Source organism: Serratia sp. (in: enterobacteria) (assembly GCF_052400455.1).
Taxonomy (GTDB): Bacteria; Pseudomonadota; Gammaproteobacteria; order Enterobacterales; family Enterobacteriaceae; genus Serratia; species Serratia ureilytica.
On the sequence record NZ_CP185812.1, the window covers coordinates 539,491 to 554,009 of the forward strand.

General features: G+C 60.5%; 15 protein-coding genes and 1 pseudogene. 11 read left to right on the plus strand and 5 right to left on the minus strand.

What is annotated here, in order from left to right; translation table 11 throughout:
- Positions 1-214: 214 nt before the first annotated feature.
- Together ACORQT_RS02520 and ACORQT_RS02525 are read right to left on the minus strand one after the other, a co-directional pair.
- A complete protein-coding gene (locus ACORQT_RS02520) occupies positions 215-625 on the minus strand; it encodes a putative T6SS immunity periplasmic lipoprotein (RefSeq protein ID WP_164057704.1) in 411 nt (136 codons plus the stop codon).
- Entirely contained in the window at positions 622-1,161 is a 540-nt protein-coding gene (locus ACORQT_RS02525; RefSeq protein ID WP_047572830.1) for a hypothetical protein, read from the minus strand. The genes ACORQT_RS02520 and ACORQT_RS02525 overlap by 4 nt, the downstream gene beginning before the upstream one ends.
- A 449-nt stretch (positions 1,162-1,610) precedes the next feature.
- Here ACORQT_RS02525 and ACORQT_RS02530 point away from each other — a divergent pair, with 449 nt between their 5' ends.
- On the plus strand, positions 1,611-1,943 hold the full coding sequence (locus ACORQT_RS02530; RefSeq protein ID WP_444859311.1) for a helix-turn-helix domain-containing protein: 333 nt from the start codon (positions 1,611-1,613) through the stop codon (positions 1,941-1,943).
- Here the strand turns inward: ACORQT_RS02530 and ACORQT_RS02535 are convergent.
- A complete protein-coding gene (locus tag ACORQT_RS02535) occupies positions 1,933-2,850 on the minus strand; it encodes a LysR family transcriptional regulator (protein ID WP_047572821.1) in 918 nt (305 codons plus the stop codon). The genes ACORQT_RS02530 and ACORQT_RS02535 overlap by 11 nt on opposite strands.
- Positions 2,851-3,017: 167 nt before the next feature.
- Between ACORQT_RS02535 and ACORQT_RS02540 the strand changes: the two genes are divergently transcribed.
- The 7 genes from ACORQT_RS02540 (at position 3,018) to ACORQT_RS02570 (ending at position 10,247) form a co-directional block, all read left to right on the plus strand.
- Positions 3,018-3,716, plus strand: a complete 699-nt coding sequence (locus tag ACORQT_RS02540) for a CoA transferase subunit A (RefSeq protein WP_004933280.1) — start codon at positions 3,018-3,020, stop codon at positions 3,714-3,716.
- Between the two features lie 11 nt (positions 3,717-3,727).
- The gene (locus tag ACORQT_RS02545; protein ID WP_025305151.1) at positions 3,728-4,381 is read left to right on the plus strand and encodes a CoA transferase subunit B; all 654 of its coding nucleotides are present in this window, start codon (positions 3,728-3,730) and stop codon (positions 4,379-4,381) included.
- A 14-nt stretch (positions 4,382-4,395) separates the two neighbouring features.
- Entirely contained in the window at positions 4,396-5,580 is a 1,185-nt protein-coding gene (locus ACORQT_RS02550; protein ID WP_164057705.1) for an acetyl-CoA C-acetyltransferase, read from the plus strand.
- A gap of 18 nt (positions 5,581-5,598) precedes the next feature.
- Positions 5,599-6,522 (plus strand): 3-hydroxyacyl-CoA dehydrogenase family protein, encoded by a 924-nt coding sequence (locus ACORQT_RS02555; protein ID WP_089192532.1) that lies wholly within the window; start codon positions 5,599-5,601, stop codon positions 6,520-6,522.
- Positions 6,523-6,564: 42 nt separating this feature from the next.
- The gene (locus ACORQT_RS02560) at positions 6,565-7,959 is read left to right on the plus strand and encodes a GntP family permease (RefSeq protein WP_197716273.1); all 1,395 of its coding nucleotides are present in this window, start codon (positions 6,565-6,567) and stop codon (positions 7,957-7,959) included.
- Between the two features lie 12 nt (positions 7,960-7,971).
- Positions 7,972-8,742 carry a 3-hydroxybutyrate dehydrogenase gene (locus tag ACORQT_RS02565; protein WP_047025151.1) on the plus strand — a complete coding sequence of 257 codons (771 nt, stop codon included), beginning with the start codon at positions 7,972-7,974 and terminating at the stop codon, positions 8,740-8,742.
- Between the two features lie 368 nt (positions 8,743-9,110).
- Positions 9,111-10,247 (plus strand): porin, encoded by a 1,137-nt coding sequence (locus ACORQT_RS02570; protein WP_046688171.1) that lies wholly within the window; start codon positions 9,111-9,113, stop codon positions 10,245-10,247.
- Between the two features lie 36 nt (positions 10,248-10,283).
- Here ACORQT_RS02570 and ACORQT_RS02575 read toward each other — a convergent pair whose 3' ends face one another.
- Complete coding sequence (locus tag ACORQT_RS02575) at positions 10,284-11,105, minus strand: AraC family transcriptional regulator (protein ID WP_046688172.1); 822 nt, start codon at positions 11,103-11,105, stop codon at positions 10,284-10,286.
- A gap of 120 nt (positions 11,106-11,225) precedes the next feature.
- Between ACORQT_RS02575 and ACORQT_RS02580 the strand changes: the two genes are divergently transcribed.
- The 3 genes and pseudogenes from ACORQT_RS02580 to ACORQT_RS02590 all read left to right on the plus strand — a co-directional run.
- Positions 11,226-11,603: a hypothetical protein gene (locus tag ACORQT_RS02580; protein ID WP_103101794.1), complete on the plus strand. Its 378-nt coding sequence runs from the start codon at positions 11,226-11,228 to the stop codon at positions 11,601-11,603.
- Positions 11,604-11,613: 10 nt separating this feature from the next.
- A complete protein-coding gene (locus ACORQT_RS02585; RefSeq protein ID WP_047025153.1) occupies positions 11,614-12,489 on the plus strand; it encodes a helix-turn-helix domain-containing protein in 876 nt (291 codons plus the stop codon).
- A gap of 232 nt (positions 12,490-12,721) precedes the next feature.
- Positions 12,722-13,639, plus strand: a pseudogene (locus ACORQT_RS02590) (L,D-transpeptidase family protein); the annotation flags it as partial.
- 108 nt (positions 13,640-13,747) lie between these two features.
- Here the strand turns inward: ACORQT_RS02590 and ACORQT_RS02595 are convergent.
- The gene (locus ACORQT_RS02595; RefSeq protein ID WP_033651388.1) at positions 13,748-14,050 is read right to left on the minus strand and encodes a DUF5862 family protein; all 303 of its coding nucleotides are present in this window, start codon (positions 14,048-14,050) and stop codon (positions 13,748-13,750) included.
- Between the last annotated feature and the right edge of the window lie 469 nt (positions 14,051-14,519).

A 14,519-nucleotide genomic window follows, 5' to 3' on the forward strand; every position in this document is an offset into this window, starting at 1 on the left:
CGGCTCCAGCGATACCACAAACGATCACATCTGTTCCTGCTGTTGCTGCACCTAACACAATTGAACAGGCTGCAATCGCAAGACCTGCACCTGCATTCCCTACCCAAATCCCCGCCGCAGTACTTGCCGCAAAATGACTGTATCCCTTCACCGCGATCTTGGCGCACTCCTGTTCACGGCCGAAGTATCATCTGAAAATGCAATGATGGGTAGCTTAATGATTGCTATGTAATTGTGCCTTTCCATTACGCTCGATGCTTAAAGTAAAGGTTCTCATGTATTTACGCCTTTCCGTGTCGTTATTCATCGAGACGCCGAGCAAGACCGAGTATTCTCCCGCAGCCCAGTTTACCTGCGGATAAGTGGCGCATTGTCCCGGTTTCAGGTCGGGCAACGGAGTGACTTCTGGTGAGGCCCAGACGATATGCCATTGCTGTTGTTCCTGTCGTGAGACGATCACCCCCCGGTTTTGCAGGCTGTCACCGCTGCGAACGCTGTTGATAGGCACGGCAAAGCAAGGTTGGTTGTCTTTGAGCGAGACATCCAACGGATGGTACCAGGGCTGAGTGGATTGGCAGCCGTTCAGTAGCAGTGCGCACAGTAAAGAGAGATAAAGTTTTGTCATAGCAAGGTGTTCCGGTTCTTTGGATTGTTCAGGAAAGCTCGCAATACCCATTCATAACGTTTTTTGATGTCTGGCCCAATAATGCCGCTGTAGTTGGTGATTACTTGAAAGCCATTGCGCCCGAATTTAGTGAGATAGAAATAGTCTGCAATGATACTTGCCTGCGCCTCCATTCCATAATCGGATAGAAGATGATAATTGGGCAAGGAATACTGATAGGACACCGCCCAACTAGCCAACCCGCGCAGGCGTACGTTCATGCCTAATTGATATTGCCAGACATGCGCCATTTCATGGATAAACCAATGCTGATCGTAGGCGTTTGCCGTGGCAAAGTCTTCTTTGAAGTGTTTGGGCATAAAATAGAGCGTGCCATTTGGTGTTACGGCCGTATCTTCATGCTGTAAGCCGAAGGGGAAATAACTGCCGTTATGAACGCGAACGCGTGAGTAATCGACAGCATTTTTGTAGAGCTGCCTGGCCAATGTGATTTCACCGGCCGTAAGCTTTCTTGACTTTCCGTGAGTTGTGGCCATGGTTTTAATCCGTTAAAACATGAAAAAAACACCATAACGAAAGTTCAGACATGATTAACCCACTTTGTCACAATCTTTTGCGTTCGCTCACAAGACGGAAAGGCAAAAGTGTGTTTGGCGTAATTAATTGATTGATATGGGGAATGACTTTATTATTTTTATATTCATTCATAAATAAAAAACCGGGTTGCGTGCTTTATTACCTCGCCAAACCCGCATGTTTTCATCTCTTTCCGATGCTGATGTCGCTGTTCCCGTCTCTCGTTGCATCCCCTGTTCAAGCCGCAAGGCAATAACCACTTTCTTTTGCCAGCTGCCAGGCAAAACGCCAATGGCGGTCTGGAGAGAATTATATATTCCAGTCTATCGTTTATATAGATTTCAATCTATAATCTGGCGATGCCATGTGGACGGTAATGACAACGTAAAGAGTTTTCAAGGAGTAACCCATGAGCACCCTAAAGCAACTGCTGGCCTCCCGCTCCCCGGAGAGCCGCCGGCGTATCGAAGAAATGGCCGAAGAGATGCTGTTTGAAACGCACCTGCATCAGCTGCGGGAAGCGTTGAATATTTCCCAACAGGAACTGGCGAAAACGCTGGGCATTTCTCAGCCTTCGGTCGCGGCCATCGAAGGGCGCGGTAATGAGCTGAAGATTTCGACCCTGAAACGCTACGTGGAAGCGATGGGCGGCACGCTGCGCCTGGACATTGAACTGCCGGGCGGCACGCTGCGCCTGGACATTGAACTGCCGGGCGGCAAGCACGTCGGGTTTACGGTTTAAGCGCAGGCTGCCCGCCACTCCCCGCCATCTCCCGTTCGATTACCGTCGCCAGCGCCTGCGCGGCGGAAGAGAGTTGGTGCTGCGCCAGGCGGATCAGGCCCACGCGCCGTTCGATGATCGGGCCGATCAGCGGCACGCAGACCGCCCCCAGCTCATCCATCTGTTGCTCGCACAGCGCCGGCACCGCGCTGGCGCCGAGGCCGTTGGCCACCATGCGCCCGACCGTCACCAGCTGGTGGCTCTCAAACGCCACTTCCAGCGTTCGCCCGCTGCGGGCCAGTTCCTGCTCCAGCAGCAGCCGCACCGCCGATGGCCGCTGCAGGGTGATGAAATCCAGCGTCAGCAGCTCCTTCCAGCTCACCTGCGCCTTGCGCGCCAGCGCCGAATCCTTCGGCACCACCGCCAGAAAGCGATCGCGGCACAGCGGGGTGAAGTGCAGGGTGTCGCTCGGCTCCGGCTCGAAGGCGATGCCCATCTCCACCCGGCCTTCGCGGATCATTTCAAACACCTGTTCGTTGATGACGTCGTGCACCGCCACGTTGATGCCGGCATAACGATCGCGAAACGCCTTGAGTATCGGCGGCAGCGGGTTGCCGGCGAACGACGGCATGGCGGCGATCGCCACCTTGCCCATCTGCAGGGTGAAGCGCTGGCGCATCGCCTCTTCCGCGTTGTCCCAATCCGCCAGCAGCTGGCGCGCCATCGGGAAGAAGGTTTCTCCTTCCGGCGTCAGCGTCACCCGGCGGGTGGTGCGCAGCAGCAGCGGCCCGCCCAGCGCGTCTTCCAGCCCACGGATCGCCAGGCTGAGCGCCGGCTGAGAAATATTCAGCCGCTCGCTGGCCTGGGCGAAATTCAGAGTGTGAGCTACCGCTAAAAACGCGCGTAACTGTTTGATGCTCATTTTCATTTTGGTTGGCGTTAACTCTTTGTTAATTGTCGGTTAACGATTTATTAATAAAAATTCTAAATGAATGTGGCATAAAAACAAAATTAACAAATCATTTTTGTGACCTGAAGATGCCCTCACGCAGCCAGGGCATTTCGCCCTGCGCCGCAACATGCAAGGGCAACGATATGGCAGGGCTCGACAAACGCGTCGGCAGCTACCAGGAAGCGCTGGCAGGCCTGACGGACAACATGACGGTGCTGGCGGGCGGCTTTGGCCTGTGCGGCATCCCGGAGAATCTGATCGAAGAGATCCGCCGGCGCGGCGTGCGCGGGTTGACGGTGGTTTCCAACAACTGCGGCGTCGACGGGTTCGGCCTCGGGCGGCTGCTGGAAACCCATCAGATCCGCAAGGTGGTGGGATCTTACGTCGGTGAAAACGCGCTGTTCGAACAGCAGGCGCTCAGCGGCGAGCTGGAGGTGGATCTCACGCCGCAGGGCACGCTGGCGGAGAAGATCCGCGCCGGCGGCGCCGGCATCCCGGCATTCTTCACCGCCACCGGTTACGGCACGCCGATCGCCGAAGGCAAAGAGGTGCGCGAGTTCAACGGCCGCCCCTACATCATGGAAACCGCCATCACCGGCGATTTCGCCATCGTGAAAGGCTGGAAGGCCGATCACTTCGGCAACGTCATCTACCGCCACACCGCGCAGAACTTCAATCCGCTGATGGCGACCGCCGGGCGCATCACGGTGGTGGAAGTGGAAGAGATCGTCGCGCCGGGCGAGCTGGATCCGGCGGCGATCCACACCCCCGGCATCTATGTCGATCGGCTGATCCAGGGCACCTTCGAAAAGCGTATCGAACAACGCACCCTGCGGGCATAAGGAGAATTCGCATGCTTACCCGTGAACAAATGGCGCAGCGCGTGGCGCAAGAGCTGAGGGACGGTTACTACGTCAACCTGGGCATCGGCATCCCGACGCTGGTGGCCAACTACGTGCCGGCGGGCATGGACGTGATGCTGCAGTCGGAAAATGGCCTGCTGGGGATGGGCGAGTTCCCGACCGAGCAACAGCTGGACGCCGACATGATCAACGCCGGCAAGCAGACGGTCACCGCGCGCCTCGGCGCGTCGATCTTCGATTCGGCGCAGTCGTTCGCCATGATCCGCGGCGGCCATGTCGATCTGACCGTGCTGGGGGCGTTTGAAGTGGACGTCGAGGGCAACATCGCCTCGTGGATGATCCCCGGCAAGATGGTCAAGGGCATGGGCGGCGCGATGGATCTGGTGGCGGGGGCGGAGAACATCATCGTGGTGATGACCCACGCAGCGAAGGGCGGCGAGTCCAAGCTGCTGCCGCGCTGCACGCTGCCCCTGACCGGCGCCAACTGCATCCGCAAGGTATTGACCGATCTGGCCTATCTGGAAATTGAAGACGGCGCCTTTGTGCTGCGCGAACGCGCGCCGGGCGTCAGCGTGGCGGAGATTGTCGCCAAAACCGCCGGCCGGCTGATCGTGCCGGAGCAAGTGCCGGAAATGCGTTTCTGAAACGGGAGGTGAATGTGCAACAACGTGAAGTGGTGATCGTGGCGGCGACGCGCACGCCGGTCGGCAGTTTTCACGGCGCGCTGGCGCCGCTGACGGCGGTGGAACTGGGCACGGCGGCGGTGCAGGGGCTGCTGGCGCAAAGCGGCGTGGCGCCGCAGCAGATCGATGAAGTGATCCTCGGCCAGGTGCTGACCGCCGGCTGCGGGCAGAATCCGGCGCGCCAGACCGCGCTGAACGCCGGGCTGCCGTTTACGACGCCGGCGCTGACCATCAACAAAGTGTGCGGCTCCGGGTTGAAGGCGGTGCATCTGGCGGTGCAGGCGATCCGCAGCGGTGACGCCGAGGCGGTGATCGCCGGCGGCCAGGAGAGCATGAGCCGGTCGCCTTACCTGATGGCCGGCGCGCGCGCCGGTCTGCGTCTCGGTCACGCGCAGATGGTGGACAGCGTGATCCACGATGGCCTGTGGGACGCGTTCAACGACTACCACATGGGCATCACCGCCGAGAACCTGGCGGAGAAATACGCCATCAGCAGAGAAGAACAAGACAGGTTCGCGCTGCGCTCGCAGCAGAAGGCGCAGGCGGCGCAGCAGGCCGGGCGTTTCGCGCAGGAGATCACGCCGGTGACGGTGCCGCAGCCGAAGGGCGAAGCGCTGCGGGTAGAGCGCGACGAACAGCCGCGCGACACCAGCCTGGAGGCGCTGGCGCGGCTGCGCCCGGCGTTTCGCAAAGAGGGCACGGTGACCGCCGGCAACGCCTCGTCGCTCAACGACGGCGCCGCCGTGGTGCTGCTGATGAGCGCGGAAAAAGCCGCCGCGCTGCGTTTGCCGGTGCTGGCGCGCATCGCCGGTTACGCCTCGTCGGGCGTCGATCCGGCGATCATGGGCATCGGCCCGGCGCCGGCCGCGCGCCGCTGCCTGGAAAAAGCCGGTTGGCGGCTGGAGGAGGTCGATCTGATCGAAGCCAACGAAGCCTTCGCCGCGCAGGCGCTGGCGGTGGGCAAAGAACTGGGCTGGGAGGCGGAGCGGGTGAACGTCAACGGCGGAGCGATCGCGCTGGGGCATCCGATCGGCGCGTCCGGCTGCCGCATTTTGGTGTCGCTGCTGTACGAAATGCAGCGCCGCGAGGTGAACAAGGGGCTGGCGATGCTGTGCATCGGCGGCGGGCAGGGCGTGGCGCTGGCGGTAGAGCGCCCGTAAACAACCGAGGAAGGCACGATGCAGTCATCTGACTATGCGGTACTGGGCGCCGGGCTGATGGGGGTGGGCATCGCCACCCACTTTATTCGCCACGGCCATGAGGTGCTGCTGTATGAACCGAATCCGCAGCGCCGGGTGGAAGCGCCGGCGGTAGCGAGCGGCATTCTGGCCGAGCTGAGCGACGTCGGGCAGTTTGATCGCGACGAACGCGAAGCGGCGCTGGCGCGGCTGCGCGTGACCGGCGATCTGAACGCGGTAGCGCACGCCCGGCTGCTTATCGAGGCGATCCCGGAACGGCTCGAGCTGAAGCACGCGCTGTATGAGCAGTTGGAAGGGCTGATCGCTGACGACGCGGTGATTGCCAGCAACACCAGCGGCTTGCCGCCGGACGAGCTGGCGGCGCGCATGACCCATCCGCAGCGGCTGCTGATCGCCCACTTTTGGCACCCGCCGCACCTGATCCCGCTGGTGGAGATCGTGCCCGGCAGCGCCACCGAGCCGCGCCATCTGGCGGCGGTGCAGGCGCTGCTCGGCGAGATGGCGCTGGAGGCGGTGCTGCTGGAACGCGCCGCGCCGGGGTTTGTCGGCAACCGGCTGCAGTTTGCGGTGCTGCGTGAGGCGCTGCACATCGTCCACAGCGGCATCGCCAGCGCCGAGGTGGTGGATCAGGTGATGCGCGCCTCGCTGGGGCGGCGCTACGCCATGGTCGGCCCGCTGGAGGCCGCCGACATGACCGGGCTGGCGACGGTGGCGGACATCGCCCGCCACCTGTTCCCGGAACTGGCGACCGGCGACGAGATGATGGCGCTGGTGGAACAGCGGCTGCAGCGCGGCGATACCGGCCAGCGCAGCGGCCGGGGATTTTATCTTTGGGATGAAGCGCGCAGGGAACGCATCCAACGGCGACGGGCGCATCAGCTGCGCTTTGCGCTGAAACCGTAATTTCGCACGCCGTACCTGACAATAACAACGATAGCGAGGTGCCTGATGAGCGTTTTGATTGCCCTGGCAGCACTGGGATTACTGATGCTGGCCGCCTACCGCGGCTACAGCGTGATTTTGTTCGCCCCGATAGCCGCGCTGGGCGCGGTGCTGTTGACCGACCCCGGCGCGGTGGCGCCGACCTTCACCGGGCTGTTTATGGAGAAGATGGTTGGCTTCGTGAAGCTCTACTTCCCGGTGTTCCTGCTGGGGGCGGTGTTCGGCAAGCTGATCGAGCTGTCCGGCTTCTCCCGTTCGATCGTCGCGGCGGCGATCCGCATTCTCGGCCGGCGCCACGCCATTCCGGTGATCGTGCTGGTGTGCGCGCTGCTGACCTACGGCGGGGTGTCGTTGTTCGTGGTGGCGTTCGCGGTTTATCCGTTCGCCGCCGAGCTGTTCCGCCAGAGCGGCATCCCCAAGCGGCTGATCCCGGCCACCGTGGCGCTCGGCGCCTTCTCCTTCACCATGGACGCCTTGCCCGGCACGCCGCAGATCCAAAACATCATCCCGACCAGCTTCTTCGGCACCAACGCCTGGGCCGCGCCCTGGCTGGGGCTGATCGGCTCGCTGTTCATCATCGCGGTCGGCCTGCTGTATCTTGAACGCCAGCGGCGCAAGGCGCAGCTGAAAGGCGAAGGGTACGGCACCGAGCTGCTGAACGAACCGGAAACCCCGGACGATATCAACCTGCCGAACCCGCTGATCGCCATCCTGCCGCTGATTTTGGTCGGGGTATTCAACCTTGCCTTCACCCATTGGATCCCGCAGTGGTACGGCGCCAGCCACGATTTGACGCTGCCGGGGCTGGCCAAGCCCATCACCACCGATGTGGCGAAGATCACCGCCATCTGGGCGGTGGAAGCGGCGCTGGTGTCGGGGATTCTGCTGGTGGTGGCGTTCGGCTTTGGCAATATTCGCGGCCGGCTGGCGGAAGGCAGCAAGACGGCGGTCGGCGGCGCGATCCTGGCGGCGATGAACACCGCCTCCGAATACGGCTTCGGCGCGGTGATCGCCGCCCTGCCGGGCTTTTTGGTGCTGTCGCAGGCGCTGTCGGCGATCCCCAATCCGCTGCTGAACGAAGCGATCAGCGTCACCCTGCTGGCCGGCATCACCGGGTCGGCCTCCGGCGGCATGAGCATCGCGCTGGCGGCGATGGCCGATAACTTCGTGGCCGCCGCCCACGCCGCGCATATCCCGCTGGAAGTGCTGCACCGGGTGGCCTCGATGGCCAGCGGCGGCATGGATACCTTGCCGCACAACGGCGCGGTGATCACCCTGCTGGCGATCACCGGCCTTAGCCACCGGCAGGCCTATGGCGGCATCTTCGCCATCACCCTGATCAAAAGCGCCGCGGTGCTGTTTGTGATCGGCGTGTTCTACCTGACCGGCATTGTTTAAAGGAGCGATACCATGAGTGTACAAGGCAAAACCGCGCTGGTGACCGGCTCGACCAGCGGCATCGGCCTCGGGATAGCGTCCGTGCTGGCCGCCGCCGGCGTGCGTGTGATCCTCAACGGCTTTGGCGATGTGGAAGCGGCGAAGGCGCAGGTTGCCCGGCTGGGCGCCGCGCCGGGGTATCACGGCGCCGATCTCGGCGATGCGGCCCAGATAGCGGACATGATGCACTATGCCGAGCGTGAGTTCGGCGGCGTGGACATTCTGGTGAACAACGCCGGCATTCAGCACGTGGCGCCGCTGGATCAGTTCCCGGTGGAGAAATGGAACGCCATTCTCGCCATCAACCTGTCGGCGGTGTTCCACACCTGCCGATTGGCGCTGCCGGGTATGCGCGAGCGCAACTGGGGGCGCATCATCAACGTGGCGTCGGTGCACGGGCTGGTGGCGTCGAAAGACAAATCGGCTTATGTGGCGGCCAAGCACGGCGTGGTGGGGCTGACCAAGACGCTGGCGCTGGAAACCGCCCGCACGCCCGTGACCTGCAACGCCATCTGCCCCGGCTGGGTGCTGACGCCGCTGGTGCAACAGCAGATCGACAAGCGCATTGCCGCCGGCATCGATCCGCAGCGGGCGCGCGATGAGCTGCTGGCGGAGAAGCAGCCGTCGCAAGCGTTCGTCACGCCGGAGCAGCTCGGCGAACTGGCGCTGTTCCTGTGCAGCGATGCGGCGGCGCAGGTGCGCGGCGCCGCCTGGAACATGGACGGCGGCTGGCTGGCGCAGTAGTGAGATTTTCCCCGGAGCGCGCAACGCGCTCCGTCGTTATTTCCCACCATTAATTAATTCCCTCGCGTGACGGTTTACCTGCGGCAATAATATTTATTTGTTATTTGCTATCTTTATTCCCAGATAATCACGCCGGGTTATTTTGGGTAAAAGATGCGGATTGGTTTATTTCGTGCTGCGGTTATTACATTATTTTTCTCCGTGTTACAGGTGAACACGTTTCTGCTGAAAATAAGCCCAACCTGAAATAATGGCAGATTATGACGTGAATTTTTATATCTTGCGTGCGCTGTTGACATCGGGTAATTATTTCCGCGTGGCTTAAGACCACCGTGTTTATAACAATAATTTTTCGGGCAGGGGTAATAATGAGAAAAAACACAACGCCAATATTCATTGGCGGCGTCTTGCTGTCGGCGTTATCCGCTGGCGCACAGGCTGAGATCACCATTCTGGATAAAAACCCGCAGAGCAATGTATTGCTGGCGCCGCTCAGTTTAAAAGTAGGCGGCAGCATTCGCCCCGAGTGGATCTTCAATAACGGTCCGGAACCGGGCTATGACAAAAACGGTCACGACGGCGGCACGCGTTTTCGCTTCAGCGGCGACTATGCGCTGACGCAGGACACCTCGATCATCGGCTATTACGAATGGGGCGTCGATCTGGCGCACGCGCTCAGCTGGGACGGGCACTACAATGAGGACGGCAAACGCGACTATCAGCGCCAGCTGTACGCCGGTTTCAAGGACGATCGTTACGGCACCCTGACCTATGGCCACCAGTACGGCATCTATTATTCCGTGGTCGGCATCAAAAGCGACGTCTGGGATAACGACGGCCACGCGGGCGGCACCGGCATCGGTATTTCCGGCGATTATGACGGCGGCAATAAACCGAAAAACAGCATCAAATACACCAATGATTTCGGGCCGGTAACGCTGTACGCCAACTATTTATTGCCGGAAGACGATCTGCACACCGCGGATAACCTGATTTACCGCCGCAAGGGCGGTGGCGGGCTGGGCTTCGATTATAAGGTGACGAAGGATTTCACCTTCAGCGCCGCCTACAGTTATACCGACGCGAAGATCAAAGATAATCTGTACAACGAAAAGGATTATCACCAGCAGCTGTCCGGCACCGCGTTGACCTGGCAGCCGAACAACTGGTACATCGTCGGCACCGCCAGCTATTACAAAGACTATGTGCCGAGCACCCGCCAGCGCACGCTGTCGCACTTCTTCGCCGGCGACGGCTACGGGCTGGAAGGCTTCGTCGGTTACACCTTTAATATCGACAAGCCGTTCCTCAAATCCGTTCAGCCTTACGTCGCGGCGGACTCGCTGCGGCTGAAAGGAGACGAGGCGTATCACGCCAACCACGTCTACCTCGGCGCGGGCACCACCATCGGCTACGGTCTGTCGGTGTATGTGGAGCGCACGCTGGCCAACAGCAGCGACAACGAGCCTGATTCCACCTGGATAACGGTGTTCTACGACTTCTGATCCGCCTCTTGCCAGGCCGGCGCGGGCGCCGGCCGTTCACATGCTGATCGCGCCGCCCGGAGATTGCCCGGCGGCGTTGCGTTCCGCCAGGTAGCGCGCCGGCGGTTTGCCCACCGCCTTTCTGAACATGGTGACGAAGCCGCTGGCGCTCTCGTAACCCAGATCCAGCGCCACTGTCTGTACGCTCTCGCCCTGCGTCAAGCGCTGCAGCGCCAGCATCACGTGCAGCTGACGCCGCCAGTGGCCGAAGCTCATGCCCATCTGCTGTTGCAGCGTGCGGCTGAGGGAGCGCTCGCTCATGCCGATGCGCTGTGCCCACTGGCCGAGGGTGGATTTGTCCGCCGGGCAGCTCAGCATGCCTTCGGTCAACTGCCGGATGCGCGCGTCGTCGGATACCGGCAGATGCAGATTCTCGATCGGCGCGGCCACCAGCTGATCCAGCAACACCGCCGTCAGGCGCCCTTCGGCGCCCTGTTCGTCGTAGAGCGGTTCGAAGGTGGTGGCCTGCAGCAGCAGTTCGCGCAGCAGCGGCGAGACCGACAGCGTGCAGCAACTCTGCGGCAAGCCGGCGACGACGTGTTGATCGACGAACAGGCAGTAAGCCTCGGTCGAGCCGGCGCCCTGGGCGTTGTGCAACACGTTGCCCGGCATCCACAGCGCGCACTGCGGCGGCACCAGCCACAGGCCGTTTTCCACTTCGCAGCGGATCATGCCGCGCACGGTATAGATCAGCTGCGCCTTTTGATGACGATGCGGCTCGACTTCCCAGTCCTGCTCGATGGTGGAACTCTGCACGGCGAACAGCGGGCGCGGCACCTGATCGATATCGATATTGCGGCGTGGGATCTGGACTTTCATGAGAACAATTCTCAATTTGGCGGAATTGAAAAGTATTATGTCCTGATTGCGCAATGTGGTCTAGCGCCGGTGCCGATAAAGTAAGCGCCAGTCCTAAACCCTTTCGCGAGGAAACTGATTATGTCACTCGATACCGCCGATTTTCCGCTGGTGTGGATGCGCCGAAACGGGCGCGATACCCAGGCCGAGCTGGCTGAATTCAGCGCGCTGCTGGCGCGCGCCGAGCCTTTCGTCCTGATGACCGATCGCAGCGTCGGTGATGAAGGTGAAGAGCACGATCGCGACGCCCGCACTCAGGTGGCGCTGTGGAAGCGCGATAACCGCGCGGCGCTGAAGCGGTGGGCGAAAGGCATGATCATGCTGGAACCGGACGACGCCAAACGCGCGGCGGCGGAAGCATTCGCCGAATACGGCGCCAAATTCTGGGGCTATCCGGTACTGGTGGCCGCCGATGAAGCCGCAGGCCGGATGTTGGCGCTGACATTACTGAGCAAATAAGGGGAACACCATGCACCAGCAACAGGTGATTGAGCAGCTGCTGGCCTGGATCGAGCAGAGCCTGGATCAGCCGCTGACGCTGGACGACATCGCCGCCAAATCCGGCTATTCCAAGTGGCATTTGCAGCGGATGTTCAAGCAGCACACCGGCCATATCCTCGGCACGTACGCCCGCCGCAGAAGGTTGACCGCCGCCGCGCGCGAACTGCGCCTGACCGGCACCAGCGTGGCCTGTATCGCCGATACGTACCAGTTCGATTCGCAGCAGACCTTCACCCGCTGCTTCCGCAAGCAGTTTGGTCTGCCGCCGGCCAGCTATCGTCGCAGCCAGGATTGGTCGAGCTACGGTCTGCAGCCGCCGCTGCGGCTGACCGAAGCGCCGCTGCCGCAGGCCGATATCGTGACGCTGCCCGCCATGCAGCTGGTGGGCAACACGCAACGCCGCAGCTTTACGCTGGGGCAGTTGGCGGCTTCCAAATGCGAGCTGCGTCGCCATGCCTGGCGGCAACTGCTGCGGCCGCAGACGCTGCCCGAAGTGATGTATGGCCTTACCAGCCTGGAGATCGACCGGCAGCGTCGGGGCTGCCCGCGCATGGCGTATACCGCCGCTTTGCCGGACGAAGGGGCGGTGGGGGAACGGGTGACCATCGAACAGGGGGAATACGCCCGTTTCACCTATCAGGGACAGGCGGAAGGGTTACAAAACTTTATTGTCCGGCTGTATGACACCGCCATGCCGCAGATGAACGCCATCCGCCGGCCAGGGCAGGATATCGAGCGGTTCTACCCGGCTCAGGAGGGCAGTTGCCCGCTTGGCGGCGCGGCGATCCGTTGTGAATATCTGATCCCCATTCGGCGGGCGGAGGCGCTGGCCGCCGCCAGTTAGGCGGCGGTTCTCGCAGAAAATCGCCTTCGTGGCGCGTCAGGTTACAAAAAATTGCGATATTACATCGGTAATGGTTCACACTTTGATTGATGTGCACATATAATGCGCATCCGGTCAAATCCCCCTGGTTTTTCAGGCCGCAGCGCCGTTGGCTGCCGGCTGAAATTCAACGGGGCAAAGTGGCCGTAGAAACCAATACCCATAATCGCCAGTGGCCTTGACCAACACGAAGATGAAAATGAGCATTCGCGCGTTATTAACCCTGTTTACGGCACTGGTTGCATTCAGCCAGGCTGCCTTCGCCGTCGTCTACCCGCTGCCGCCAAAAGACAGCCGTTTGGTGGGCGAAAATATCCAAATCACCGTACCGGAAGACAGCAAACTGCCGCTGGAAAGCTTCGCCGCCCAGTATCAGATGGGGCTGAGCAACATGCTGGAGGCCAACCCGGGCGTGGATCCGTTCCTGCCGAAGGCCGGCAGCACCCTGACCATCCCGCAACAGCTGATCCTGCCGGACGCGCCGCGTGAAGGCATCATCATCAACAGCGCCGAAATGCGTCTGTACTACTACCCGAAAGGTTCCAACACCGTCGTGGTGTTGCCGATCGGCATCGGCCAGCTGGGTAAAGACACCCCGCTGAACTGGACCACCACCGTGCAGCGCAAGAAAGACGGCCCAACCTGGACGCCGACCGCCAAAATGCGCGCCGAATACGCGGCTGACGGCGAGATCCTGCCTGCGGTGTTCCCGGCCGGCCCGGATAACCCGATGGGGCTGTATGCGCTGTATGTTGGCCGCCTGTATGCCATTCACGGCACCAACGCCAACTTCGGCATCGGCCTGCGCGTGAGCCACGGCTGCGTGCGTCTGCGCGCCGACGACATCAAGTACCTGTTCCAGAACGTGCCGGTCGGCACCCGCGTGCAGTTCATCAACGAACCGATGAAGGCCACCGTCGAACCGGACGGCTCGCGCTACGTGGAAGTGCACAACCCGCTGTCGGCCAACGAAGAGCAGCTGCAATCCAAGGATCCGGTGCCGCTGACCATTTCCGCGCCGGTCGGCAAAGTGCTGATGGACGCCGGCGTCAACCAGAGCGAAGTGGATGCGGCGATCAAGGCTCGTTCCGGTATGCCGGTGAAAGTGAACTGATCGCCTCGGGCTTCAGTGACAATACCAAGAAGACGCCTGCGGGCGTCTTTTTTTATGAACCGAAGTGCTGTCAGGATATTTGCGCCGGCGGCCATTTTATTTCTATTACAGGCTGCCGCCGACCGAGGTCGAGGTGGAGCCGATCGTCTCGCGGAAATGTTTCGCGTAGTCGGCCACTTCCTGCTGCGTATGCGTCAGGCCATAAAGACCCAGCCCCACACCGCCTGCAACGCCGCCGATGAGGGTGCCAACCAATTGGCCGACCGCACCGGCAATAAAGCCGCCTGCGCCTGCGGATTTGCCTGCAATCAGCGCGCCGGTCATGGCGCCGTCCAACAGCCCATCCCAGGCCGCGTTCAGATCGCCACCGCTAACGTACTGTTCTTCATATTGACTAAGTACTTTCATATACAATCCTTATAAATAAAAGGGTGACTTAGTGGGTTGAATTAAATTCTAAAATAACGCCGTAGCGCTATTTCACTTTAAAAATATAACAGCTGATATTTGATTGGCAATATTCTATTCAATGAAGGGTATTATTTGGTTAAATATAGGCGCATTCATTTTTGGCGAGTGTTTTAAAGAGGGGGATTGGGAATGTTCTTGGGAAAAATAGCAGATATCGCTGGAAGGTGAGAGGCAAAGCCGCCGCCGGTTGGCGCAGCTTGTCACTATTTTCACATTTATTGTCTCGTCATCCGCACGGCGTTAGGCCCACATTGCAATTATTCCGATAAAAACTATCGCTAATTAATGGGTTATATAGCACTTGCCATCGTTAGTTACTGAAAAAATTCTCGCAAAAAATCCGCACTGTGAAAATAATATCACACAAGCGTAACAAAAGGTAAACAAACCCCTCCTATATTGGCTG